The organism is Sandaracinaceae bacterium, from assembly GCA_020633055.1.
Classification (GTDB): domain Bacteria; phylum Myxococcota_A; class Polyangia; order Polyangiales; family Houyiibacteriaceae; genus JADJJE01.
The window spans coordinates 789,004-815,410 of sequence record JACKEJ010000006.1 but is presented as its reverse complement, the minus strand read 5'-3'; the positions used below and the strand labels follow the sequence as shown (position 1 = coordinate 815,410).

Annotated in this window: 19 protein-coding genes; 15 read left to right on the top strand and 4 right to left on the bottom strand. The window is 70.7% G+C overall.

Annotated features, from left to right (window positions below; translation table 11 throughout):
• Positions 1-44 precede the first annotated feature (44 nt).
• Entirely contained in the window at positions 45-1,730 is a 1,686-nt protein-coding gene (locus H6726_12845; protein ID MCB9658528.1) for an AMIN domain-containing protein, read from the bottom strand.
• Between the two features lie 131 nt (positions 1,731-1,861).
• Between H6726_12845 and H6726_12840 the strand changes: the two genes are divergently transcribed.
• The 10 genes from H6726_12840 (at position 1,862) to H6726_12795 (ending at position 13,184) form a co-directional block, all read left to right on the top strand.
• Positions 1,862-2,320, top strand: a complete 459-nt coding sequence (locus H6726_12840) for a YbjN domain-containing protein (protein ID MCB9658527.1) — start codon at positions 1,862-1,864, stop codon at positions 2,318-2,320.
• A gap of 87 nt (positions 2,321-2,407) precedes the next feature.
• The gene (locus H6726_12835; GenBank protein MCB9658526.1) at positions 2,408-2,944 is read left to right on the top strand and encodes a hypothetical protein; all 537 of its coding nucleotides are present in this window, start codon (positions 2,408-2,410) and stop codon (positions 2,942-2,944) included.
• 47 nt (positions 2,945-2,991) lie between these two features.
• Entirely contained in the window at positions 2,992-4,035 is a 1,044-nt protein-coding gene (locus tag H6726_12830; protein MCB9658525.1) for a phosphoribosylformylglycinamidine cyclo-ligase, read from the top strand.
• Positions 4,036-4,701: a phosphoribosylglycinamide formyltransferase gene (locus H6726_12825; GenBank protein ID MCB9658524.1), complete on the top strand. Its 666-nt coding sequence runs from the start codon at positions 4,036-4,038 to the stop codon at positions 4,699-4,701.
• Positions 4,698-6,221, top strand: a complete 1,524-nt coding sequence (locus H6726_12820) for a hypothetical protein (protein ID MCB9658523.1) — start codon at positions 4,698-4,700, stop codon at positions 6,219-6,221. Before H6726_12825 ends, H6726_12820 begins: the two co-directional genes overlap by 4 nt.
• A 36-nt stretch (positions 6,222-6,257) precedes the next feature.
• Positions 6,258-7,382, top strand: coding sequence for a type IV pilus twitching motility protein PilT (locus H6726_12815; protein ID MCB9658522.1), 1,125 nt, complete (start codon positions 6,258-6,260; stop codon positions 7,380-7,382).
• 151 nt (positions 7,383-7,533) lie between these two features.
• Positions 7,534-8,523, top strand: a complete 990-nt coding sequence (locus H6726_12810) for a hypothetical protein (protein MCB9658521.1) — start codon at positions 7,534-7,536, stop codon at positions 8,521-8,523.
• A 1-nt stretch (position 8,524) separates the two neighbouring features.
• On the top strand, positions 8,525-10,213 hold the full coding sequence (locus H6726_12805) for a protein kinase (GenBank protein ID MCB9658520.1): 1,689 nt from the start codon (positions 8,525-8,527) through the stop codon (positions 10,211-10,213).
• A gap of 98 nt (positions 10,214-10,311) precedes the next feature.
• Complete coding sequence (locus H6726_12800; GenBank protein MCB9658519.1) at positions 10,312-11,523, top strand: type II secretion system F family protein; 1,212 nt, start codon at positions 10,312-10,314, stop codon at positions 11,521-11,523.
• Between the two features lie 2 nt (positions 11,524-11,525).
• Complete coding sequence (locus tag H6726_12795; protein MCB9658518.1) at positions 11,526-13,184, top strand: PAS domain-containing protein; 1,659 nt, start codon at positions 11,526-11,528, stop codon at positions 13,182-13,184.
• Between the two features lie 787 nt (positions 13,185-13,971).
• Here H6726_12795 and H6726_12790 read toward each other — a convergent pair.
• A complete protein-coding gene (locus tag H6726_12790) occupies positions 13,972-15,957 on the bottom strand; it encodes a M1 family metallopeptidase (GenBank protein ID MCB9658517.1) in 1,986 nt (661 codons plus the stop codon).
• A 149-nt stretch (positions 15,958-16,106) separates the two neighbouring features.
• On the opposite strand from H6726_12790, the gene tsaE reads away from it, so the two are divergent.
• From tsaE to H6726_12775, 3 genes are all read left to right on the top strand, one after another.
• The gene (gene tsaE, locus H6726_12785) at positions 16,107-16,565 is read left to right on the top strand and encodes a tRNA (adenosine(37)-N6)-threonylcarbamoyltransferase complex ATPase subunit type 1 TsaE (GenBank protein MCB9658516.1); all 459 of its coding nucleotides are present in this window, start codon (positions 16,107-16,109) and stop codon (positions 16,563-16,565) included.
• A gap of 77 nt (positions 16,566-16,642) precedes the next feature.
• Positions 16,643-18,916, top strand: coding sequence for a sulfatase-like hydrolase/transferase (locus H6726_12780; GenBank protein MCB9658515.1), 2,274 nt, complete (start codon positions 16,643-16,645; stop codon positions 18,914-18,916).
• Complete coding sequence (locus H6726_12775; GenBank protein MCB9658514.1) at positions 18,913-20,937, top strand: glycosyltransferase family 39 protein; 2,025 nt, start codon at positions 18,913-18,915, stop codon at positions 20,935-20,937. Before H6726_12780 ends, H6726_12775 begins: the two co-directional genes overlap by 4 nt.
• A 39-nt stretch (positions 20,938-20,976) precedes the next feature.
• Here H6726_12775 and H6726_12770 read toward each other — a convergent pair whose 3' ends face one another.
• Both H6726_12770 and H6726_12765 read right to left on the bottom strand, forming a co-directional pair.
• The gene (locus H6726_12770; GenBank protein ID MCB9658513.1) at positions 20,977-22,815 is read right to left on the bottom strand and encodes a hypothetical protein; all 1,839 of its coding nucleotides are present in this window, start codon (positions 22,813-22,815) and stop codon (positions 20,977-20,979) included.
• Positions 22,815-24,683 carry a hypothetical protein gene (locus H6726_12765; GenBank protein ID MCB9658512.1) on the bottom strand — a complete coding sequence of 623 codons (1,869 nt, stop codon included), beginning with the start codon at positions 24,681-24,683 and terminating at the stop codon, positions 22,815-22,817. Before H6726_12765 ends, H6726_12770 begins: the two co-directional genes overlap by 1 nt.
• A gap of 93 nt (positions 24,684-24,776) precedes the next feature.
• On the opposite strand from H6726_12765, the gene H6726_12760 reads away from it, so the two are divergent.
• Positions 24,777-25,574, top strand: a complete 798-nt coding sequence (locus tag H6726_12760) for a glycosyltransferase family 2 protein (GenBank protein MCB9658511.1) — start codon at positions 24,777-24,779, stop codon at positions 25,572-25,574.
• Positions 25,571-26,404, top strand: a complete 834-nt coding sequence (locus tag H6726_12755) for a methyltransferase domain-containing protein (protein MCB9658510.1) — start codon at positions 25,571-25,573, stop codon at positions 26,402-26,404. Before H6726_12760 ends, H6726_12755 begins: the two co-directional genes overlap by 4 nt.
• Positions 26,405-26,407: the final 3 nt, after the last annotated feature.

Genomic DNA, 26,407 nt, shown 5'->3' with positions numbered 1-26,407 from the left:
AGACGCACGACCCCGCGCGATGGTCTCTGCACCGCGTAGAAACTTCAGGACCCGGACACGTAGCGCGTGATGCCCGCCGCGATGCCTTCGGCGAGGGCCTGCCGGTAGCGCAGCGTGCCCAGCGCCGCCGCCTGTCGGGCCTGAGGAAGGAGGCCTCGAGCAGGATGGCGGCGTATGCGCGCGCCCACTGTGGAACTGCCAGCACCCCGCGGTCGGGCAAGCGGGGGAGATCGGCGCCCGCCCGCGAGGTGCCGCGGCTCCTGCCAGCTCGCCGCGAGAGGGCTATCTGTCGCGCTGATGCAAGCCCGCGAGCAACCGCTGCATGTCCGTGATCGCGCGGAGTGTCCGTTTCGCGCGCGGCCCAGGCGGGTTACCTGACGCGCCGCTGGTAAAGTGCCGAACGTAGTCACGCCACCGTGCTCCACCGGCTCGTCGGCGGCGTTGAGGTGGATGACAGCGAGGTCGGCGCCCACGGCGCGGCTATGGCGGTGCGCCCCGAGGAGAGGGGTCACGTCGGCCTGACGCGTGAGCAACACCGCACCCCAGGGCGCGCCGCAGCAGGATGGCGACGCGTGGCCGGTCCAGGCCAGCTGGTCTCGCGGCGCCCTGCCGACGCCCCGCGCCCGGTCCTGCCGCGGCCTGGGTCCAGCATACGATGCGCGCGGGTGCGGCGCGCCCCTCGGGAGCCGAGGCTGCACTGCGCGCGCGACGCTGATGGGCGACTCGATGTCCACCACCAAGCGGAATGGCTCGGGGAGCGCGAACACGCGGTGGCGGGCGCCCGGCATGAGGTCGAACAGCACGCGCACGCCGCCGCTCGCCGTGGTCAGCCGCCGCACCTGCTGGAGCCCGCCCGAGGCGACCCGCCACGTCTCCCCGAGGGTCGGCTCCGCGACCACGTTGGCGATGTCCAGCCATGCGCGCGGCGGCTCGTCTGCCCCGCCTCGGGACTGGCCCACCGTGAAGGTGGGGATGCCGTCGAAGCGCAAGACGGCCCGCGCGCCCTCTTCGCCCCCGGAGTACACCGCGATGTCACGCAGGGTGGGCGCGTCGCCCGAACGCGCGGCCTCGTCGCCCGGCGCGCCTACGCCCGCACCAGCCGGCCCACCCGCGCCGGCGCTCTCCGCGGTCCCGCCATCGGCCACCTCCGAGCCGTGGAAAGCGTGGGGATCCTGCGGACCACCGTCGAGCTCCGCCGCACCGTCCAGCGAGGCGCTCATCCGACGCGCGCGGCGCAGGCAGTCCAGCAGACGCAGCTGGTCGGCGGCGTGCTCGGGCGCGGCGTCCGGGCGCTCGTCGGCCACTGCGAAGCGCTCCACCAGCCCGGCGGCCACGCGGCGCGCGGCGGCCAGGTCGTGCGCCTCGATGGACTCGAGCTTCACCAGCTCGTCGCCCGCCTCACAGCGCTCCGCGTCGAGCGACCACGACGCGACCTCGTCGGCTGGAGCCGCCAGCGCCGACGTGAGCCATGCGCGCGCCTGGTTCAGGTCTGCGGCGTCGCCGGTGCGCGCGGCCAGCATGCGCGCCAGCTGACCTCGCTGCCGAGCGAGTCGGGCGCGTGTGACGGCGTCGCGCGCCTCCTCGACCTCGGCCCCCAGGGCCTCCAGCTCGCTGCGTGTGCGCTCGAGGTCCCAGTCACCGGCCCCCTCCAGGCGGTCCACCGGCTGCTCGTGCTCCTGGGACGAGGCCTCGTCGCCCGCGCCGGACCCGCAGCCAGAGAGCAGCGTCACGGCCAACAGCAGCGCGAGCTGGGCCGTGGCGCACGGTGCCGCTCGCCAAGCTCCGCGCACCCTGATACGTTCCGACCAACTCGGGGGGCCGCCTCGCGCAGGCCCCCTCAACCGCCCTCCCCCGTGAGCCGTTGACCCAGTCCCCACTGTTCCAAGACCGACCGAGCGGGCGCGCCTACCGAGACGCTCCGGAGATGGTGAACGACTACCTCCGCCGCTTCGGCGATCAGGTCGGCATCGCCATCGCGCCGCTGGACCGGGACGGGTACACCGAGGTGCAGCGCGGCTCGGCGACGGTGGGCATCAACGTGCTGGTAGAGCATGGAACCTTGTTGCTCCTGTCGCGCATCATGGACGTGCCGCGCGAGGGCCGCGAGGAATTTTATCGCCGCCTGCTGGAGCTCAACTTCTTGGTCACCAGCGATGGCGCGTTCGCGATCGACAAAGACCGCGACGCCTTGTATCTCCGGGCGCTGCGCCGCCTGGGCGGGCTCGACTTCGAGGAGTTCGAGGACCTCATCACGACGGTGGCGGCGGTGGCCGACGAGTGGGATGACCGCCTGGCGGAGCTCTTCCCAGGCAACGACTGAGCGGGGACCGGCGGTCTTCGGGAGACACGAGTGGCGAAGAAGAAGAAACGAAACAAGGAAAGCACCGCACCGGCGAAGTCGGCGTCCATGGCGCCGGCCGCCAACGACGCCGGGAAGAGCAGCGACACGGGCTCCGCTGCAGCCAGCGCGGTCGACGCTCCCGACACCCGAGCCGCTGCCGCGGACGCCGCGGGCCCAGCGGGTGACGCCCCGGCCACCGCCAAGGCCGGTGCCGAAGACAACCCCAAAGACAGCCCCAAAGACAGCCCCAGAGAGTCCAACCGCCAGGGGGACGCAGCCCCAGCCAGCGCCGAAGCAAAGTCGTTCGACGCGGCCGCGCACGACCGCTTCGCCAGCAGCTTCAAGCCGTCGTGGCAGGTGGCCAACGACGGCGCCGGGGCCAGCCCCGCCGAGGTGGCGCAACGTGAGCACGCGCTGTCTGGGGAGATCTCCCTCGACGCCATCCCGCTCCCGCCCCTGCCCACCGAGAAGCCCAAGCGGCAAGTCATTGGTGTGGTCGTCGTCCTGTTGCTCATCATCGGAGCCGGCGTCGCGGCCAGCATGCGCGGGTCCGAGCCCACGGCCCCCCAGGCTCCAGCAGACGCCCCCAGCGCGGCCGAGTAGCGCGGGGCGCTTCGCCGCCGGGCGCGGAGCGTGCTACACGCGGCTGCATGAAAGGCCTCACCTACCGCGACGCGGGCGTCGACATCGACGCTGGAGAACGCTTGGTCGACCGCATCAAGCCCCTGGCAGCCGCGACGCGCACGCCGCACGTCATCGGCGGCGTAGGGGGCTTCGCGGGGTTGTGTGGGCTCCCCAGCGACATCGAGGACCCGATCCTGGTGTCGGGCACCGACGGCGTGGGCACCAAGCTGAAGCTCGCCTTCGCCCTCGATCAGCACGACACGGTGGGCATCGACCTGGTGGCCATGTGCGTGAACGACGTGCTCACCGTGGGCGCGCGGCCGCTGTTCTTCCTGGACTACTTCGCCACCGGCAAGCTGGACGTGGACCAAGGCGAGGCCGTGGTGCGCGGCATCGCCGACGGCTGCAAGCAGGCGGGCTGCGCGCTGCTGGGCGGCGAGACGGCCGAGCTGCCAGGCTTCTACGCCGGCGGCGAGTACGACCTGGCCGGCTTCGCCGTGGGCGTCGTCGGGCGCAAGGCGGTCATCACGGGCGAGCGCATTGCCGTGGGGGACGTGGTGCTCGGCGTGGCCAGCTCCGGCCTGCACAGCAACGGCTTCAGCCTGGCGCGCCGCGCGCTGCTGGACCGCGAGAACCCGCTATCGCTGAACGACACGCCGGAGGGCCTCGACGCGCCCTTGGGCGAGGTGCTGCTGCGCCCCACCAAGATCTACGCAGACGTCGCGCGCGCCGCGCTCGCCGCCGGCGACATCCGCGGCTTCTGCCACATCACGGGCGGCGGCCTGCCGGGCAACCTGCACCGCGGCCTGCCAGACGGTGTGGGCATGCGCGTGGACCTCGGCAGCTGGCCCCGCCCGGCCATCTTCGACCTCATCCAGCGCGAGGGCGGCGTGGCCGAGCCCGAGATGCAGCGCACCTTCAACCTGGGCCTCGGCTTCACCATGATCGTCCCGCCCGCCGACGTCGCCGCGGTGCAGGCTGCCCTCGACGCCGTCGGCGAGCCCGCCTACCGCGTGGGCGAGATCATCGCGTCGGACGCGACCGGCGAGGCCCGGATCAAGGTCGTCTGAGTGTCCACGGTCGACATCGTGGTGCTCGCGTCCGGCCGGGGCTCCAACCTGTCCGCGATCTTCGAGGCCATCGACGCCGGCCGTTGTGACGCGCGCGTGGTGGGTCTGGTCAGCGACAAGCCCGGCGCAGGCGCCCTCGCGCTGGCCGAAGCGCGCGGCGTGCCCACGCGCGTGGTGCCGCTCCCCCGCGGAGCCGACCGCGACGCGTGGAACGTCACGCTAGCGGACGCCGTGTCCGACCTGAGCGCGCAGCGCGACGTCTTGTTGGTGCTGGCGGGCTTCATGCGCATCCTCGGGCGCCCCCTGCTCGAGCGCTTCCCCGGCCGTCTGATCAACGTGCACCCCTCGCTCCTGCCCAGCTTCACAGGGCACGACGCGCCGCGGCAAGCGGTCGCCGCCGGCGTGCGCCTCACGGGCTGCACCGTGCACGTCGTCGATGACGGCGTGGATACTGGCCCCATCCTGGCGCAGGCGGCCGTGCCCGTGCTCCCCACGGACGACGCAGACGCGCTGCACGCGCGCATCCAGGTGGCCGAGCACGCCCTGCTGCCCACGGTCATCCACTGGGTGGCGCAGGGCCTCTTGACCCTCGCTCCCCCCACCCTCACCCAGGCGCCCTGCGCGGCGGGCTACTACACCGCGCCGCGCTTCGACGACCCCGCATGAGCGCGAGCTCGTACGACGCGGTGGTGCTGGGCACGAGCCTGCCCGGCCTGTTGACGGGAGCGCTGCTCTCGCGCCGCGGCTACCGCGTGCTGGTGCTGGGGCAGCACCGACTGCCCGACACGTACGAGATCGCCGGGTACACCCTGCCGCGCGAGCGCACCCCCTTCCTGGCTGCGCACTGCCCCGTCGCGCGCCGCATCATGAGCGAACTGGCGCTGCACCAGCTGCTGCGCCGCAAGGCGACCGCGATGGATCCAGCCTTCCAAGTCGCGCTGCCGGGCGTACGCTTCGACATGGCGGCCGAGGCCGAACTGCTGGAGCTGGAGATCTTGCGTGAGTTCGGCGACGTGAGGCGCCCGGTCGCCGAGGCGTTGCGCACCGTGACGCACGTGGGGGAGCGGCTCGACGCCCTGTTCGAGCGCGAGCTGGTCTGGCCTCCGCAGACCTTCTTCGAGCGCCGTGAGTTCGCACGCGCGACGGCGCACCAGGGCTTCCGCGAGCGCAGCGGGGACTGGGACCCGCTGGACGAGCTCCCACGCGACCACGCGTTCCGACGCGTGATGCAGCTGCCCGCCATGCTGGGCACCGGCCTCGATCCGCAGCAGCTGGACGGACAGGCCATGTGCCGCGTGTTCGAGGCGTGGTGGAAGGGCGCCGCGCACATCGAAGGCGGGATGACGTGGCTCGAGGAGGCGCTGCGCGAGAAGATCGTCTCGCACAGCGGATCCGTGCAGGCGCGCGACGCCGCCGATCGCGTGCTGGTCCGCGGCGGGCGCGTCGCCGGGGTGCGCCTACACGACACGGAGGAGGACATCGGCGCGGACTACGTCGTCGCGTCCGGTAGCATCTCGGAGCTGCTGCAGCTCGTGCCGGACCGCGGGGTGTTCGAGCCCCTGTTCGAGCGCCGGGGCGAGCCTCAGCCGCGCTGGTTCCGCTTCACGCTGAACGTGGTCGTGCGCGCCGGCTGTGTCCCCGAGGGCATGGGCAGCGATGTCTTCTGCGCGCTCGGCGACCCCAGCGAGGCCCCCCTCTACATCTCGGTCGGCCCCATCACCGACGGCACCCAGCTGCTGTGCGTGCAGACGCTCATCGCGCGACGCGACGTGGAGGAGCGCGGCGACCGTCTGGGGACCGAGCGGGAGCGCGTGCTGGCGGGGCTCGCGGAGCTCATTCCGTTCTTGCTGGACGGGCACCGCCTGCTGTTGGTGGACTCACCCCACGACGGGCGCGACGCGTACGACCCGGTGCGGGACGAGCACATCCCGAGCGCAGCCCCGTGGGAGCGCGGCCCCAGCACCATGACCACGCTCTATGGCTACCCCGTGCGTGACGGACTCGGCTTCTGCGGGCTGCCCACGCGCACGCCCATCAAGAACCTGCTGCTGGCGGGCCCGCACAACGTCCCTGCGCTCGGCATGGAGGGGCTCTTCCTCGCCGCGCAGACCGCGGGGCGCGTGGTGGGGCGCCGCGGTCGCGCCCGTCAGCTGCACAGCCGCGCCTGGATCAAGACCGAACTATAGCGCGCGGGTTCCGGGGACTCTGATATCGTCGGCGCCATGGACGAGCAGCAAGAAGGCCCGCGATTCTCCATCCGACAGCTGCTGAAGGTCATGACCGACCGGGGCGGCTCGGACCTGCACGTCACCACCGGGACCCCGCCCCAGATCCGCATCGACGGCAGCCTCGTGCCGCTGCGCACGCCACCGCTCACGCCCATCGAGACGAAGGCCCTGTGCTACGAGGTGCTCTCCGACGAGCAGAAGATCCGCTTCGAGCGGGACAACGAGCTGGACTTCTCCTTCAACGTGAAGGGCATCTCGCGCTTCCGCGCCAACGTCTTCATGCAGCGCGGCGCGGTCGGGGCGGCCTTCCGCGCGATTCCGTTCAAGGTGCGCACGCTGGACGAGCTGGGGGTGCCACCGGTGTTGCGCGAGATCGCCCACCTGCCGCGCGGCCTGGTGCTGGTCACCGGTCCCACTGGGTCGGGTAAGTCCACCACGCTCGCGGCCATGATCGACGAGATCAACTCCACCCAGCGGCACCACATCCTGACCGTGGAGGACCCCATCGAGTACCTCCACCCCAACAAGCTCTCCGTCGTGAACCAGCGCGAGATCGGCGCGGACACGGAGTCCTTCAAGGGCGCCCTGCGGTACGCCCTGCGCCAAGACCCGGACGTCGTCCTGGTCGGTGAGATGCGCGACCTCGAGACCATCGAGGCCGCCATGACCATCAGTGAGACGGGCCACTTGGCGTTCGCGACGCTCCACACGAACAGCGCCGTGCAGTCGATCAACCGCGTCATCGACGTGTTCCCGCCGCACCAGCAGTCGCAGATCCGCGCGCAGCTCAGCTTTGTGTTGCAGGCCGTCATCACCCAGATGCTCGTGCCACGCGCCGACGGTCCCGGACGCGCCTTGGCACTGGAGGTCATGATTCCGAACCACGCCATCCGGAACCTCATCCGCGAGTCCAAGGTGCACCAGATCTACGGCATCATGCAGACGGGCCAAGGCATCAGCGGCATGCAGACGATGAACCAGGCGCTCTATCAGCTGTACACCAATGGCACCATCGACTTCGAGACAGCGCTTGGGCGCTCCGCGGAGCCCGGAGAGCTGCAGTCCATGATCCGCACCCAGGTGCCCGTCGCGCAGTCCGGACAACGGCGCGAGACCTAGCCCCGCGTGTGGCGGAACGGGGCTTTCGAACGGGCGTTGGGAACACCCATCCCTGATTGGGGATATATTTCATCCCCCCGTCACACCAGTCTTGACTAGCCAATAAACCTACAGGCATTCTGGGGGCAGCATTGAAATGGCGAACGCTCGCATGAACCACACGAAATCCATTGCCTTCGCGCTGACGGCGCTCGTCTTCACCATGGCGCTGGCGGCCAGCGCGAGCGCGCAGGGACGTGAGCGCGCAGCGGCGGCGCAGGCCTTCGACCGGGGCACGCAAGAAGCGCTGACCGAGAACTGGGAAGCCGCCGCGCAGTGGTTCGAGACGGCAGACCGTCTGTCCCCCGCGCCAGCGGCCCTCTCCCACGCCATCGAGGCGCGCCGCCGCGCCGGCCACCAGATGCGCGCCGCGTCGCTCGCGCTGCGCCTGCAGCAGACGTACCCGGACAACGAAGCTGCACAGGCCATGGCGGCCGAGGTGCTCGAGGGAGCCGCCGCCCAGTACGTCCGCATCGACGTGACGTGCGACGCCAACTGCGCCGTCGAGGTGGACGGTTCGCTCACGGGTGGCCTGTCGTTCTTCGTGGAGCCGGGCGTGGAGCACGAGGTCGCCGCTGGCTTCGAGCATGGCCGCGTGACACAGACCGTCCGCGCTCGCGCGGGCCAGACACGCGCGCTCTCGTTCGAGGCGCCGCCTCCGCCGCCCGAGCCGTTGGTGCAGCGTGACTCCGACGGAAACCCGATCGTGATCAACGAGCCCTTCCGCTTCCCGCGCGCCACCTTCATTGTGGCGGGCGCGCTCACGCTCGGCGCGGGCGCCGCGATGCTGTGGTCGGGCATCGACACCCAGAACCATGTGGGCGCCTACGAAGACGCGGCGGAGATGTGCACCAGCGCCGGCGGCGACTGTACGGAGGCGCGGCGCCTGCTGCGTGACGGGCAGCAGCGCGAGAAGCGCACCAACGCGCTCATCGGCGTCACCGCCGGTCTCGCCGCCACCACCCTGGTCATCGGCATCCTCACCGACTGGCGCGGCAGCGACGACGACGAGGACGCGAGCAGCGAGGACTCCCAAGGTGTGACACCGACGGTGGGTCTGTCCCGGCAGGGAGGCATGCTCCTCCTGGAAGGTACGTTCTGAGATGACCGCAGCTGCCAACGCTCCGGGCGGAGCCAACGAAGCACGAAACATGGCCGGGCGCGTGCTCGGCCGCTACGAGGTGCTGACCCAGCTCGCGTCCGGCGGCATGGCAGCCGTGTACATCGCGCGCGCCATCGGCGTCGCTGGCTTCGAGCGCCTCGTCGCGATCAAGGTGCTGCACCCGCACCTGGCATACGAGGAAGAGTTCATCTCGATGTTCCTGGACGAGGCGCGCCTCGCCGCGCGCATCCGGCACCCCAACGTGGTGCCCACGCTCGACATCAGCGACTCGGGCGGCGACGGCTACTTCCTGGTGATGGAGTACATCGAGGGTGACCACCTGGGCGCGCTGCTCGGGCGCTCCGCGAAGCAGGGCCGTCGGCTCGACACCAGCCTGGTGATGAAGATCATCATTGACGCGCTGGGGGGACTCGGGGCAGCTCACTCGCTCACGGGGGACAAGGGCGAGCCCCTCAACATCGTCCACCGCGATGTGTCGCCGCACAACATCATGGTCGGCACCGACGGCATCAGCCGCCTGACCGACTTCGGCGTGGCCAAGGCCGAGGTACGCATGGCCTCCACGCGCGCGGGCCAGTTCAAGGGCAAGCTCAGCTACATGGCGCCCGAGCAGGCCTCGACGGGTGAGGCCGATCAGCGCTCCGACCTCTTCAGCATGGGCATCATCCTGTGGGAGTCGCTCACGGGCCGGCGGCTCTTCCGCGGCGAGAACAACGCGGCGACGCTGGCGAAGATCCTCAACGACCCGATCCCCATGCCGTCCAGCCTGTGGCCGGACTTGGAGCCCTTCGACGCGCTGCTCGAGAAGGCGCTGCACCGTGACCCCAACCTACGCTTCCAGACCGCAGACGAGTTCATGGAAGCCGCGGAAGAGGTGGCCCGCCTGAACGGCGGCATCGGCACCACCCGCGCCGTCGGCGCGCTGGCCACGGAGCTCATCGGCGCCAAGCTCGACGAGGAGCGCGGTCGCGTTCAGGAGGCCATCGAGTCCCTGGGTCAGCGCGAGATGGGCGAGGCGCTCATGCCGGTGGCCCGAGACGGGTCGTCCGGTTCCATGTCGCTGCCTGGCGTGTCCGGCCGGCGCATGATCACGGGCATGCACTCGGAGTCCGGCACCGGGATGATGCCGGTGATCCTGAGCGGACAGCACATGCTGCCCACGATGGGTACCCCTGCGCCGCAGTCCAGCGGTGGGAGCGGCATCAAGATGCTGGTCGTGGCCCTGCTGCTCGTCGCCTTCGTGGGTGGCGGTCTGCTGGCCTGGCAGGTAGCCAACCGGCCGTCCCCCGTGGCGCAGCCGCTCGGGCCTGCCACACCGGCGCCCGTGGTCGAAGCGACGCCGCAGCCAGCCACGGCCACGGTCCCCGATGCGACCCCCGATGCGACCCCGGAAGAGACGCCCGAGGTCGCCGAGGCACCCGCTGCGAGCGCGATGGACACGCACGAGGATGGCGCCGACGAGTCGAGTTCCGGGTCCGAAGGCGGCCACATGCGCAGCGTGGGCCGTCGTCGAGGGTCGAGCGAGGCAGCGGCGGCCACGACGACCGCGGCGGCCGAACCCACCCCGCCTCCGGCGATGGAGCCCACCCCACCACCCGCGACGCGGCCCGATCCGCCGCCCGCTCAGATGGGCTTCAGCTTCGGCACCAACCCCTACCTGCAGCAGTAGCCCCGTCGAATGTGGCTGCAATCGTGTAGCCGATTTTGACGGGCTGCCCACGCTTCCGGTAGCATGCTGGCTTCCGAGAGAAGGTTTCCGGAGGTTTCATGGCCGAGTGGGTTTGGGAAGCGAAAGCGCGCACAGGTGAGACCCGCAAAGGGGTCATGGAGGCCGACACCATGGAAGTGGTGGAGCAGCGCCTGCGCACGCAACAGCTGAACCCGGTCAAGGTCAAGAAGAAGCCGAAGGAGATCAACATCACCATCGGCACGGGGGTGACCGACAAGGACCTCGTCGTCTTCATCCGCCAGTTCGCGACGATGATCGACGCGGGTTTGCCCCTGGTGCAGTGCCTGGACATCCTCTCGACCCAGGGAGAGAACGCGATCTTTCGGAAGATGCTGACCGACGTGAAGGGGTTCGTCGAACAGGGCGGCACCTTCTCGGACGCCCTCCGTGAGCACCCCAAGGTCTTCGACGACCTTTTCGTGAACCTCATCCAGGCCGGTGAGGTGGGCGGTATCCTCGACGCCATCCTGCGGCGCTTGGCCGTGTACATCGAGAAGCGCGTGAAGCTGCAGCGGCAGGTGCGCTCGGCGCTCGTCTATCCATCTGCCGTGTTGGTCATCGCGTTCGCCGTCATCGCCATCATGCTGCAGTTCGTCATCCCGACGTTCCAGGACATGTTCCGGCAGTTCGGCTCCGAGGACGGGCTCCCGTGGCTCACGCAGAAGATCATCGGCTTCTCGAACTGGTTCCGCGGGAACGTGATCTGGCTCATCCTGGGCATCATCGCGATCAGCACGTCCATCAGCTACAGCTACAAGACGCCCGGCGGGAAGCGCTTCTGGCACAAGACGATGATCACCGTGCCCGTGCTCGGACCCGTCATGCGCAAGATCGCCGTGGCACGCTTCACGCGCACCATGGGCACCCTGCTGAGCTCCGGCGTCCCCATCCTGGATGCCATGGCCATCGTCGCGCGCGCGTCGGGCAATGTCATCGTCGAAGAGGCCATCAACAAGACCGCGAGTCAGGTCCGTGAAGGCCGGACCATGTCCGAGCCGTTGATGGAGACAGCCGTGTTCCCGAGCATGGTGGTGCAGATGATCGCGGTCGGTGAGCAGACCGGCGCGCTCGACACGATGCTCAACAAGATCGCCGACTTCTACGAAGAGGAGGTCGACGTGGCCGTGGCGGGCCTGATGTCGCTGATCGAGCCGTTCATGATGGTCTTCATCGGCGGCATCGTGGGCACCATCCTGATCGGCATGTACCTGCCCATCTTCACCATCGCCGACAACATCCAGCAGCACTGAGCGTGGTCGCGCAGCCGAGGTCACGAGTCGAGCGCCGCCTGCTGGCGTGGCTGATGGTGCGCCTCGGGGTGGCGCTGTTGATCCTCGTCGGTGCGACGGCCCTCGGCACTGGACGCTACGCGTTCACGCGCGACACCATCTTCGCGCTGGACGTCGTGCTGTTCGCGTCGAGCACCATCGGGCTGGCGGGTCTCGGGCGTCGCGCACAGAGCGCCACGGCGCTCCTGCTGGGAATGGACCTGCTGGTGACCACAGGTCTACTGTGGCTCACGGGCGCGGCCGCCAGCCCCCTCACGTTCCTGTACGGACTCCTGACGCTCGCTGGCGCGATGGTGGCTGGCCCCCGCACGGCGCTCTGGGTCGCGGGGAGCTCCGTGGTGCTCTTCCTGGGGCTGAGCTGGAGCGTCCTGGCTGGCGTCGTCCCGACCCCTCCCGACCAGGTCGAGATGCTGGGCACGCTCTCCACCGTGGAGCTGGCGACGTTCACGCTGAGCAACGTGGTGGGCATCGGGACGGTGGCGCTCCTGGCGACCAACCTGGCGCTGCGCGTGCAGACCGCGGGTGGGCAGCTCGCGGACGCCGAGCGTACCGTCGCGGAGCTGCTCCGTCGCAACGCGGACATCGTACGATCGCTCTCGTCTGGCTTGATGACGACGGATCTATCGGGGCGTGTGGACTCCATGAATCCGGCGGCAGCGGCGATGTTCCACTCCGATCCGGCACCCCTGCTGGGTCTGCCCGCCGCGCAGCTGCTCCCGCTCTCCGAAGCGGACGACGAACGCACGGAGGGGCTCGCCACCCGCCCCGACGGGACGACCTTCCCCGTAGGGTTCCGCGAGGGACCTCTGATGGACGCCGAGGGCCGCGTCACGGGCGCGGTCATCACGTTCCAGGATCTGACGGACGTGAACAAGCTGAAGCATGCGGCCGCCGAGGCGCAGCGACTGGCCGAGCTGGGGAAGCTGGCCGCGAGCCTGGCCCACGAGATCCGCAACCCGCTGACGAGCATCTCCGGGAGCGTCGAGCTGGTGCGGGACAGCCCCACGATGGACGCCGATGACCAGCGACTGCTCGGCATCGTGCTCCGCGAGACCGAGCGCTTGAACAACCTGGTGGCGACCATGCTCCGCGCCGTGCGCCCCTCCGTCCCGCAGCCCCTCCCCGTGGACGTGGGCGCGATGTGCGCCGAGATCGTGTCGGTAGCGCGCATGGAAGCGGAAGATCTGGGCGTGCGCATCGCGCTGGGGGACCCCGAACAGGAGGGAGCCAAGTTCGTGGTCGAGGCCGATGGCGACCAGCTGCGCCAGGTGCTGTGGAACCTGCTTCGCAACGCGCTGCAGGCATCTCAGCCGGGCCAGACCGTCGTGGTGAGCGTCGTGGACGGCGGCGACAGCGTGCGCATGATCGTGCGCGACCACGGGCGGGGGCTCGATCCCGAGGCGCGCGAGCACCTGTTCGAAGTGTTCTACTCCGGCCGCAGCCACGGCATCGGCCTGGGGCTGGCGCTGGTACGCCAGATCGTGACGGATCACGGTGGGAGCATCTCGGCGGAGGACGCGGACGACGGCGCGGGAGGCGCGAGCTTCTGCGTCACGCTGCCCAAGCGAAGGCGCGGAAGCGATCCCAGCGCGGCTGCCAGCCAGGCCGAGCGCAGCGCATAGCGGAGGAAGCCGGCCAGCACGACGACCACGACCGCCACCGCGTCACGGAGGACGCCGGTGAGCGCGCTCGCCGTGACGAGCGCGACGACGCCAAGGCAAGTCGCCAGCGCCCAGCGGACGTAGAGCCCGAACGACAGCGCGCGCAGCGCGGTCGCCAACGCGGCACTTGCGCCCAAAACCCCTGGGCCGGAGGTGCGCTGCCGCGCGTCGAGCGCCAAGGCCTCGCCAGCGGCTGGGGCCTCGAGCACCAGCGCGGCGTGGCCGAGGTCACTGACGACCCTGAGGGGGCTGAGCCCGAGGAGCCCCAGCGTGAGCGCAGCGAGCGCGGCGAGATCGGAGGCGCGGTCCGAGGCCGCGCGGAAGACCAGCTGAGCGTAGACGACGGCGATGACGATGGTCCCAACCCCGAGCGCGGCGGGCACCAACAGCAGGAGTCGCAGACGCAGAGCGGCGCCCAACCGCGCCACGCCCCGCGCGGCGGCCGCCGGAAGATCGGACGCACCCGAGCGCAGCCCAGCGAGCCACACGAGCTGAAGCAGGGGCGCGAGCAGCGCCCACGCGGCGACGCAGGCGAGCGCGGCGAGCCAAACGCGCGGCGACCCGAACACCAACGGCAGCGCGCCCTCGATCAACCACGGCGCACCGGGAGCCTGGGCCGCGGCGAGCAGGCCACCCGCGTTCGCGAACGCCGCGTCGAGGGGCCCCGTGACGCCGAGGGAGAGCAGCGCCGCGATCACGCTCTCGGCGATCAGCACGTACCCCGCCGTGATGAGGACGGCGCGCGCGTTCACGGCCCCCCCAGAGAGAGCAGCAGCTGGAACAGGGACAGCATGCGCGTGGACAGACCCGCGCCACGCGTGGGCGGCGTGCTGGCTCGCGCCGGAAACACCCGCACGTCGTCCAGTCGACGCGGGTCGCTCAAGTTGCGGCGGCCGGGGTCGACCGTGACGCGATGCACGTGCGCGGGGTCTACGACCACAGTCAGCTCGTGAACGTCTGCGGGGAACGGGAGCCGCCGCGTGCCCTCGTCGGACGTGATCTCGATCTGGAGGGGCAAGGGCAAGCACCCACGACGACGGGCCACGAGCTCCTCGCGGCACCCGGACGCGTCACAACGCGACACGGGTTCGCTCAGCTCCGTGTGCAGCGTACAACCTCGCGTGAAGATCGCGTCGAACACGTCCTCGACGAACCAGGCCCCGTACTCGCGCTCGAACGCTGCGCGCAGCTCTTGCGGACCCGGGTGCTGGAAGCGCCCGGCGCGCGCGTAGTCGCCCAGCGCCCGCAGCAGGCGCTCACGGCCCCAAGTCCGCGCGACGCTCTCGAGCGCGAGCGGCACGTACACGTACACCGTACGAAAGTAGGCGTCCGTGTCGAAGTCCGACGCGGCCGACAGCGGGGAGCGCGGGGTCACGCGAGGCAGCGAGTAGCTACGCTCGACCTCGAAGACATCGAACGTGACACGACCCACACGCCCCCCGCTGGCGTGTCCGTCCCGCGTCTGGAAGAAGTCCATCGCCGCCCAGCTGGTGAGGCCCTCGTCCAACGCGGGGTGTCGCACCTCGTCAGTCGCGACGAGGCCTTGGAACCACTGGTGAGCCAGCTCGTGGACGCAGGTCTCGGCCGCGCCCATCCCGAACGAGGGTCGTGCCGAGGCCCACCACGGACCACTCGACACGAAGAGGGTCGGGTACTCCATGCCCGAGACGGCGACCGCCGCCTCGGGTGGGACGACGACGGTGAGGGTGGCGTAGGGATAGTCGCCGTACGCACTCGCCATGTGCTGGAGCGCGGCGGTCGTGAGCTCCAGCTGCGCCTGCGCGGCGTGCTCGTAGCCCGGCGGGTGGGCGACGCGCAGCCGCACAGCCCCTCGCGCAGCGGGTGCGTCGCGCTCGAGTACGGTCAAGTCGGGGGCCGCCGCAAAGGCGATGTCGTGCACCGCACGCGCTTCGAAGTGGTAGACGCGCTCGCCACCCTCTTCGCGTGCTGGGCGCGCGTCTCCTCCCGCGACGACCGTGAGCGACACAGGGACACGCACCTCGAGCGTGTAGTCCGCGAAGTCCGCGTAGAACTCGCCCATGCCATGGTAGGGGAAGTGTGCCCAACGTCCGTTCGGCTCGAGCCGCGCGAGCTTGGGGAACCACTGCGCCACCATGTGGAAGTCCCCCGCGAAGCCCGAGCGCGCGACCGCTTCCGGGAGCTGCGTCACGAACGAGGCGCGCAGCGTGAGGGTGCCCCCGGGGGGGAGCGGCCGGGGGAGCGACGTCTGGAGCTGGGTGGCGTCATCCGGGATCCCGACGTCCAGGGTCGAGCGGGCGAGCAGGTCCGTGCCGTCGTCCAGCGCGAGGGAGGTGAGCTCGAGGTGGCCCTCCCGACCCAGCGCGCGACGTCGAATCGCCGTGCCCCCTTCGCGCAAGAACACGCTGCCTCCGCGCTCGGGGGCTCGGAAGGCGTTGGGATACAGGTGCCAGTACAGCGCTTCGATCGCGCGTCGACTGCGGTTGGTGAAACGCCACGTCAGCGACCCTTCGACGCGGTGCGTAGAAGGGTCGAGTCGCGCGCGCAGGTCCACCCGATCCCTGGGTTCGTCTGCGGTGACGAGCGCTCGCGACCCCTCGGCCGCGGGACTCGGGCGCTGCGCGGCGCCGCGTGACGCGGACACGCCGACCCCGAAGGCGAGCAGCGCGAAGCTCACGAGGTGGGCGCGGCCGACCACGAGGGTGCGACGCCCGCGAGGCGTGAGGGGCACGCGCGTCACGACGGGGGTGCGCATCCGGGGCATCGTCACAGCCAAGCGTCCAGCACGCAAGGCGGGCACGGCTCTGGGCACGGCCCTGGGCGCGGCGGGGGCAGCGCAGTGTTTTCGCAGTATGCTCGCGCGCGATGAGTCCTCCCGACCACGCCGAGCCCGCGTCGTACGTGATGCCACTCCGGAACGAAGAGCACACCCGCGCACTCGCGCGCGCGCTCGCGGGCACCCTGGCCCCAGGCGACCTGCTGGTGCTCGAGGGACCCCTGGGCGCAGGCAAGACGTTGCTCGCCAGCGCGTTGGTGCATGCCCTCGGCGTGCCGGAGGACGAACCCGTCGCGAGCCCCACGTTCGCCCTGGTCCACGAGTACGACGCGCGTCACCTCGTCCTTCACGCCGACCTCTATCGGCTGTCGGGACCAGAGGAAGTCGAGGAGCTCGGGCTGCTCGAGCGGCGCGAGGAGGGCGCCGTCTGTGTGGTCGAGTGGGGGGCGCGCTTCGATGACGTGCTGCACCCCGACGCGCGCTTGACGCTGGCCGTCACAGGCGAGTCCACGCGCGAGGCGCGTGTGCGAGCCCACACGGCGCGAGGGGCCTCCCTGCTGGCGTTGCTGCAGAGTCTGGTGGGCTGAGCCCACGGAGAGCTCGGCCGATGGGTTCCGCCGATGGGCTCGCCCTCCACGCGCTTGCCCTCTATCATCCGCGGCTCATGCCCGTACCCCCCGACGAGCCACCCGCGGATCCCCCGGCGAGAGACGCGCTCGGAACGCGGCCCGACGAGGCCGGGAGACACGACCGCGCCTCCCCGCCGGCAGGAGAGGGTCTGGCGCCGCCGGCTGTGGGGGTCGGGTCGCCGCCCGGGGCCTGGCTGCGCGCCTGGCTGGTGGGCGGTCTGGCGGCCACCACCGTGGAGCTGGCGGCCAGCCTGGACGGTGAAGTCCCGTTCAGCGCGTCGGGCGCGCTGCTCGTCCTGGGGTTGTTCACCCTCGCCGCGGTGCTCTGCGCCGCCGTGACGGCGGTGCTGGAAGCGCTCGTGGCACCCGGTGGCCTGGACCGCGTCAGCGCGTCGGCGCGGGGCGCGCTCGCCCTCCGGGCGGACGAGGAGACGCGAGCGCGCCGCGTGAGTGGCCGGATCCTGTCGTCGGCGGTCGCCACCGTGGCCCTCGTGTTCGACGTGGCCCTGGCCGTCGCGCTCGTGGTGCGGACGACCCGTAGCGACACCTGGGTCCCGCTGGCGTCGGGCCTGCTCGCGCTCCCCGCAGTCGGGGGCGCGCTGCTCGTGGGTCTCGCGGTGCGCCGGGCCTTCGACACGCTCCCGCGGGTCCCCACTCCGCGCGTGCTCCTGGCCTCGCTCGCGCTCGCCGCGCTGCTGCTGAGCGCGCTCCTCGTCGCCACGCACCACGAGACTCTTTCCCACCTGGGCGCCTACGCGCTGTGCGCGCCCACGGCGCTCGTGCTCGTCGCCCTCGCGGTGTTCGTCCGAGCCCCCCGTGGGCTGCGGCGTCCCGCTCCGCTCGGGCTCGCGCTCGCCGTGCTGGCTGCGGCCACGGTCGTGCTCAGCTGGCGCCAGCCCAGCGCGCGTGCCTTCGCCGGCCGCGCCACGTGGAGCACGGGCTATCTCGTCGCGGGGCTCCAAAGCCTCAGCGACCTCGACCGCGACGGCGTGGCGTCGTTCCCCTTCGGAGGCGACTGCGCGCCGCTCGACGCCACACGCAACCCGCTCGCGCGCGAGCTCCCGGGCAACGGCGTCGACGAGAACTGCGACGGCACCGACAGCGTGGTCGAAGCGTCGCCGGCGCGCGCCGCCGAGAGCGCGTTCGTTCCATTGAGCGGTGTCGCCCCGGATCTGTTCCTGATCACCGTGGACGCGCTACGGGCAGACCACCTGGGCTTCATGGGGTACCGCACGCACCCGACCTCCCCCGACCTGGACGCCGTGGCGGAGCGCGGGATCGTCTTCGAGCGCGCGTACAGCCAGGACTCGGGCACGGGCCCCAGCCTGTGGTCGCTCATGGTCGGCAAGACGCCCTTCCAGGTGGAGCTGGTGGCCGAGGGCTTTCCGCCCAACTACGCCGAGAGCGAGACGACCCTGGCCGAGCACCTCAAAGCCGCTGGCTACACCACCCACGCGCGCCTGTGCGGTTCACTCTTCGCGAACGTCGCGTGGAACCTGCGCCGTGGCTTCGACGAGTTCGACGAGGTGTGCCACCGACGCCCTCGAGACCTGGGGCCGTTCGTGCTGGAGAGCGCCCGCGCGTTGCTCGCCCCACCCGCCGACGACGCCGCCCCCGGGGATCTGGAGCGCGCGCCGCGCTTCGTGTGGCTGCACTTCTTCGACCCGCACCACCCGTACGTCGACCACGAGGCGGTTCGCTTCGGAGAGCAGTCCATCGACCTGTACGACGAGGAGATTCACCACGTGCAAGCGTTCGTGGCCGAGGCGCTGCGCCTGGTGCTCGATCCTGCCCACACGCGGCCACGCTACGCGGTGCTCTCCGCGGACCACGGCGAGAACTTCGGCGAGCACGGCCGTGATCCGCACGCGCGGACGCTCTACCGCGAGGTGACCCACGTGCCGCTGGTTTTCCTGGGCTCTGACGTGCTGCCGCGGCGCGTGCCCGAGCCCGTCGCGACGGGCGACGTCTTCCCGACGTTGCTGAACCTGGCGGGCGTCCCGACGCCATCGAGCGCGACGATGGAGAGCTTGCTGCCCACGCTGCTGGGTGGCAGTCCGGCGCCCGACCGGCCGATCTTCCAAGAGAACTCGTGGTCCCGACCCACGCACCACGTGAAGGCGCTGATTCGAGGGCGCTACCATCTCATCCGCGACCTCACGACCGACACGGTGGAGCTGTACGACATGCTCGCGGACCCACGCGAACGCAACAACCTGGTGGACGACGAGCTGCCGGAGCAGCGCCAGCTGATGCAGACGTTGGAGACGTTCATCGGCACGACGAACGTCCCGGAGGCGTACCGATGAGCGCCCGCAAGGTCGCGTTCTCCGCGCTCTCCGCGGCCACCGTGGCGCTCTTGGTGGGGGCGCCCCTGCTGCTCCGACGCGCGGAACACGGCCTCGACATCGCCGTCACCGTGCGCGACCCGGGTGGCGAGTTTCCGGTCTACCACGGCTACGAGCCCCGCCCTCTGTTCGAGACCAAGCACCGCATCAACGCCATCTTGGTACAGCGCTGGAACTTCCGCGCGCACCCGCTCCCGCGCGGTCGCGTGCCCTACCGGGTGACGCTCGACGGGACCATCGAAGTGCCCGCGGGCGCGCGCTGGACGATCCGTCCCCGGCACACACGGCGCAACGCGTTGCGTGTGGCGAGCGAGGCGGTCGACCTCGACCCCGGGCGCCACCCGCTGACGCTCGTGCTCGACGCGCAGTTCCCGGACGACGCGGCGATCGGCCTCGAATTTCGCGACACCACGCAGCCCGGGAGCGGCTATGCGCGCGTCCCCGTGACGGCGCTGCGTCCCTCACACCCCCTCCCGCTGACCCGCTCGCCCGCCCTCCCCTGGGTGCTCTGGGGCACCGCCCTGCTCGTGGCGTGTGGTGTCCTGCTCGGAACGCGGGACCCTGAACGCTTTCGGCGTCGCGCGGGGCTGGCCGCGCTGCTCGCCATCCTCGCGTTCGGGCTGGGCGCGCGCCTGTTCGACTACGCCGCCATGCCGGAATACGGCGAGAACCCCGACGAGCTGTTCGCCACCTGGAATGGCTTCCAGCTCCTCACCGACGGTGGCACGCGCGGCTGGTCGCTGTGGGCCGACGTGTATGGGGACCGCGTCGCCGTCGAGCAGGTGGACTACTTCGGCCTCAACCCCTTCGCGGTGATCAGGCCATACCTGGAGCACCCTCCCCTGCTGCACCTGCTGGCCGGAGCTGCAGCCAAGCTGGGCGGGGCGCGCACGTACCTCGAGGCGCGCCTGACGTATACGCGCTTGGTCCCCATCGCGCTCTACGTGCCCTCGCTGCTTCTCCTGGTCGCCATCGGGCGCCAGCTGTTCCCGCGCTCGCGCACGCCCTATCTCGCCGCGCTGCTGTACAGCGCCCTCCCCACCCTCATCGTGCAGCAGCGTGTCATCAAAGAGGAGGCGCTGCTCACACCTCTCGCGCTCTTGGGCGTCTACCTCTTCCTGCGCTGGCAGGCGGACGATGACCGTCGCGAGCGCTTCATCTGGGCAGCAGCCTTCGTGACGGGTCTGGGGGCGCTGGCCAAGGTCCCGGGGGCCTTCTTCCTGCCGCCCCTGGTGTTGCTGTTCTTCCTCCACGGCGGCATCCGGCCTGCGCTCGTGGCGTGCGCGGGCGGCGTGTTGGGGCTGCTCCCGCTGGCGCTCTACGGGGCGTACGTCGACTGGGACCTATTCGTGTTCAGCACGGCGCACCAGGCGTCCGGGCGCCCCGCCCACTGGAACATCTTCCCGCGATTCTTCGCCGACGGCCTGATCAACCACAACCTCGTCGGACACGGGCAGGTCCTGTTCGCGTGGCTCGGCTACGCGCTGGGCTTCGGCAAGCTGGACGACGCGCGGCGCAGCGTGCTCAGCCTGCCTCCGCTGGTGTATCTCGCGGCGCTGGCGCTCTCGAGCGGGAACTGGACCTTCGGCTGGTACATCTTGCCCGTCATGCCGTACGTGTGCTTGGGCGCGGGCCACTTCTTGGACGACCTGCTCGAGCGCCCGAACCTCTTCGGCGGTCTCCTGTTGGTCGGGCTGCTCGTCATGTACGGGTTCAATTTCATGCACGAACTGCCATGGGCGATGGAGCCCGCGGGATGGAGCGTGTTGCGGAAGATCATCACCCCGTTCTTGTTGTTCGCGTTGGTCCCGTTCGTCGTGGCGGAGGCCTGGCCCTCGCGCTGGACGACGGGCTGGGCTCGCGTCACGACGGCCGCCGGTCTGCTGGCGCTGCTGGTCAACAGCGCATACTTCGTCGTTCACTACGACGCGCTCTACGAAACCCACCGTGACTTCGACCGACGCACCCACTTCGACCGCTGAGCGCCGAGCTCCGCGGCGTCGAGGTGCGCGGCGGGGGACTCACGCCGCCGCGGTCTCTTCGCCGCGCGGGCGGTAGCCGTACACGAAGACGAGCCAAGACAGCAGCAGCCCCATGCCGGTACCCGTCAGACCCGGCACGAAGGTGTGGGGAGCGTACCGCACGATGATCTTGTGCTCACCCTCGGGTAGATCGACGGCGAGGCGGCCTCGATCCTCGACGACCTCTCCGAAGTTGCTCTGCCAATCGGGGTCGTAGTTCTGGTTGAACACCACGCGGCCGTCACGAATGAGCTGCGCGGTCGCGTGGAAGCGGTTGGGGGTACGCGCCACCTCGACGACCTCGCCGGCCCGGTTGCGCCGGCCTTCGACGCGCGCCTGCGGACGCTCCCCGGTCCACATCCCACTCCCGATGCGCCAGTTCATGTTGCCCACGTAGCACATGGAGGTGCCGACGTTCATGCGCGGGAAGCTGGCGACGAGCAGGCCATAGGTGTGTGGCGGCGCGAAGTGGAAAGACTCGGCCGGAGGCTGCTCCACGAGCGGTGGGTCGTGGAACTTGTTGCTCACCGCCGCGCTCCACACGACGAGCCAGGCGGTACAGCCCACCGCCAGCGCCGGCGCGACGAAGCGCATCACACGCGCGACGTCGAGCCGTGCGCGGCGTGCCAGCAGGCGCGCGCACACGTCCTGCAGCGCTTGGAAGCCGAAGCCCGTCAACGCTGCGACGTAGAGCGTGGCCAGGCCGGAGAAGCGGGAGGGCAGACGCAGCGAGTCGTAGATCGGGAGGCGGTGCAGCAACGCCCACGGGGAAAAGGGGCCGTGGTCACCGAGGAGCAGCGCGATGAAGAAGAGCACGCCGACCCACGCGCCGTGCGAACGACGGTTGATGGCGACCCCGACGCCCGCGATGGCCAAGACCAGCAACGGCGGGCTGATGAACGCGACGTACTCCGGCCAGACGAAGTCGTGCAGTGGGTGCTCCCACGGGAAGGACCAGCGCCCCCACAGGTCGAGCAGCTCGAACGGCTGCATGCGGTCGGTGCTCGGGACTGTGCGAGGGTACCGCCGCAACACGTCCATGATGGGGAGGAAACGGATGGCGCCGAGCAGCCCCGTGAGCGCGGCGGCCGTCAGCACACCCCGCAGGACGGCGCCACGTGATCCGAGGCGCGTGAGGGCGTCGGCCGCTCCTGCACCGGTGCGCCGCGTGAACAGGCGGGTCAGCGCATCGAAGCCTACCAGGACGACGAAGTAGGGGAAGGCGTAGGTGCCGCCCTCCATGACTGTCAGACCCATGAGCCCCGCCAGCGCGACGGCACCTCGCGCGTCGGTCGCGGACGCCCTCGCGGCCATGAGCAGTCCCGGCGCGAAGTAGAACGGCAGGAAGGTGGCGTGCCCTCCCCCGATCTGCCACGCGAAGTAGCCGCTGGCGGCCCACGTGATGCTGGCCACGTAGCTGGGCATGATGCCGAGGCCGTGGTGCGCGCGCGCCCAGCGGTAGGCCCAGTAGAAGCCGAACCACGCATGCAGGATGAGCAACACCTTCAACGCCAGCGTGGTCCCGAGCGGGAACGCCAGCAGGAACTGAGGACCGAAGGCCTGGCTCTCCGGGTTGCCCAGCTGGGGAACCCCGCCGCAGTGAAAGGGGTCCCAGAGCGGCACTTCTCCAAAGCGGGTCACCGACACCCAGGCGGCCTCCCAGCCGTGGTGGACCATCTGCCAGTCGCCGAAGCCCGTGTGGAGCCCCGTCGCCAGGGCGCTCCCCCACTGCCCGAGTGCAAGGCCGAGGGTCACCAGCAAGGCGACCCGCCGCTCTGCCCGGACGTCGACCGCGACGCCCGAGAGCCACGCTCGCACGCGCGCTCCCAACGAGCCCATCACTCCTCCCCTCGGCGGCGAGCGCGGGTCTCTTCGGCCGCGCGCAAGCTGTCCAGACGTCGCTGCGCTTGGGCAGCGTCGTCGTCACGCCCTTCTGCGCGCAGCAGCTCCGTCCGCAGCTCGACCTCGTCGATACGCCGCGAGGAGGCGAGCGCCGCGGCGCGATCGTGGCCCTCGGGCGTCCAGTGCTCGCATACGAACGCGACCGCGTCGCGCACGGCGCGGGTGCGCTCGGGCTCCCAGACGAAGTGCTGCGCGACGACCACCCCCGCGATGAGCACGGCGGCGACGCTGACACCCACGCGCGACACCCTCGAGGGGAGGTCGACGCCATCTGGCGCGGATGACCGGAGCACCGCCAGCAACACGAGCACCAGCGGCGCCATGGAGGCGCTGCCGTACCAGTGGAGCAGGTTGCCCGCGTTGTACGGGGCGTAGTCGTGCCCGATGAGCACGGGCAAGAGCTGGGAGACGGGCGCGGACAGCTCTGGCATGAGGTGCGGGTAGTACATGGACGGGAGCGAGGCGCTGACGAAGCCCGCGAGGAGCAGGCCCAGCCCGAGCCCAGCCGCAGCGACCGGCCAGCGCTGCGCTAGGCGCTCCAGCGCGACCAGACCGAAGAATCCGAGGAAGGGGATCAGCGCGACGAGATAGCGTGGCCCCACCGACCAGCCCGCGTGCCAGATGTTCATGAAGCAGATGAACACGTACAGCCCGACGCAGACGAGCGCAGCAAAGAGGGCGTCTACCCGCGATCCCAGGCGGCCCGGCGAGACGAGCATGACGCCGAGCCCCACCAGCCCGAGCGCGAGCCACGGGGAGGTCCCGAACATACCGAGGCGTCCGTCGAAGAGGAGCGCGAAGGCGCCGTCCCAATGGAACGACTGCGCACCGTAGAAGCCCTCGTGGTGGATCGCCCGGAAGCTCGGGTTCTCGACGAAGAGGTGGCCGGGCGAGAGCGGGTTGCCGAACGCGCGCCACTGGAAGTGCATCATCAGCAGCGTGGGGACCAAGGCGCCGACCCCGAAGCCGACGAGGCGCGACCACGGGCGGACCGCGGTGAGCGCGTAGACGGACAGCAGCACGCTCACCACGAAGCACGGGTACTCGAACAGGCTCGCCCCCGCGGCCAGCATGCCCGCTGCAGTGGCCTGGTCCCAGGAGATGTTCGCGAGCGCGGGGCGCGGGACCCAGCCCCGGGAGCGGCTCCGCGCGCGGGCATCGAACAGGATCATGAACGCGCCGAACGCGCACGCAGCGCTCTGCGTGTGGCTCGCGAACATGTATGCGTAGCCGAGCATCACCGAGCCGAGCGCGACGCCGAAGAACGCGAGCTCTCGCAGCCAACGGCGCCGCGTCTGGCGGCACAGGAAGCGATGGAAGGCGAACAAGAAAAGCAGCGTCGGCAGGATGGTGCCGCTCAGGCGCATGCTGTACACGGCCCACCGCAGCTCGGGCTCGTCTCCCTCACCGAGCAGCGCGTGGTAGATGGCGTAGCCCGGCACGCCGAGAAAGCTCGCTCCCGGCGCCTTGACCGAGTAGTAGCGTCGGACCGCCCCAGCGGGGGCAGTGCGCTCACAGGGCACCAGCGTCCGGTCTGGGAGTTCGTCCACGCACGCGGCGTCGTTGACCCACCCCCAGCGTCGGCGTGGGCCGCCGATGTCGTACGAGTGATCCTCGACGAGCGCCGCCGTCATGTACACACGCACGTTCTCGTTCGGGTTGTTCAGCGCCGGGAAGTACGGGACCACATACAGGTAGACGACGGCGACGAGCGCTACGGAGACCCACGTCTGCCGGGTGGCCGTGCTCGTTGGCCACAGGGGGAGGTCCTCGGGTGCGCTGTCACTCACGGGCGGTTCCGACACGGTGCGGAACGTAGCAGCTTCCACCGCGAAGGACGCGCGGGATGGCACGCCCCGTGGGGAATAGCGGTCCGCGGTCGTAGGGTTGCCGGGGCGATGAGCGCCCCTTACCATCCCGTCGCCGTGCCCACGCCTTCGTCCTCCGACGCCCTCGCGGGCGCAGCCCACGTGCGCGGGCTGAGCATCGTGCTGCCAGCCCACGACGAAGAGGCATCACTCGCCCATGTCGTACGCGCCGCCCTCGAGGTCGGTGCAGCGTGCGCGGACGTGTGCGAGGTGCTGATCGTCGATGACGGGAGCCGCGACGGGACCTCGGAGGTGGCCCGGTCACTCGCCTCCGACGACGCGCGCGTGCGCGTCATCACCCACGCGACCAACCGGGGCTATGGCGCGGCGCTCCGCTCCGGGTTCGAGCAAGCTCGCTTGGACTGGATCTTCTACACCGACGCAGACGGCCAGTTCGATCTCGACGAGCTCCCGGCGTTGCTCGCTCTGCTGGGGCGGTACGACGTGGTGACCGGCTATCGCGCGGAGCGCCGTGACGGGCCGCTCCGTGGCTTCTTCGGGAGCACGTTCAGCGCGGCCGTCAACGGTCTGTTGGGTGTCTCCGTGCGCGACGTCAACTGCGCCTTCAAGGTCTATCCACGCAGCCTGTTCGACGACCTGCGGCTGCACGCCACAGGAGCGCTGATCGACGCGGAGATGCTGAGCGCCGCCCGCCACGCCGGGCTCCGCATCGGCGAGCTGCCCGTCACTCACCGGCCTCGAGAGGCTGGCCTCCAGAGCGGCGCGCGGGTAGACGTGATCGGGCGCGCCGTGCTGGAATTCGTCGCGCTCGCACTACGCCACGGCGCCGCCCGCCGCGCGCGAGCGCTGGCCCAACCGACCCCATGAACTTCAAGCTGCTCTTCCCCACCTACCGCGCTCGGGAGCGGTACATCGCCGCGACCCTCGACACGCTGGGGCGCGCAAGGGGCAGCGCCGACGGGGCCGGCAAGCCCTTCGCGAGAGGGCTGGACGTGGGATGTGGCGAGGGTGAGCTGCACGCCTGCCTCGCGGAACACGCCGAGACGCTGGACGCCTGCGACGTGAACGCGGGGGATCTCGCGCGCGCCGCCACGCTGAACGCCGACCTCCCGAACGTGCGCTACACCCAGGTGTCGGGCGCGCGACTGCCCTACTCCGACGCGAGCTTCGACCTGGTGACCTGCCTCGAGGTCATCGAGCACGTCGAGCAGCCACTGGCTCTGGTGAGCGAGCTCGCCCGTGTGACGCGGCCGGGTGGCACGCTGGTGCTGACCTGCCCGAACCACGACTTCCCCGTGACCTACGACCCTATCAACCACGTCCGGCGCCGTTCGCGCGCGCCGCTGCCGGTGGGCGCGTACGGCTACGGGCACGCGTGGCTGGTCCGTCGTGAGCAAGCAGCGCGTTGGTTGAACGAGGCCGGGTTCGAGGTGGTCCAGGTCACGGGGCTGTCGGGCGCCCTCGCCGCAGCCGCCGAGCTCTACGTGCCTGGCCTGCTCCAACGCGCGCTCAAGGCCAACGCCGCCAACAGCGGTGCAGCGGCGACGGGGAACGCCAAGCGCAGCTTGCACGTGCGCGACCGCCTCCCGCCTCGGGGACTGGTGGCGTTGACCGACACCCTGAACGCGCTCGACGCGCGGCTGCTCGCGCCGCACGCCCCCTCCGTCGGGCTCGCGTTCGTGGCCGAGCGTCGCTGAGGC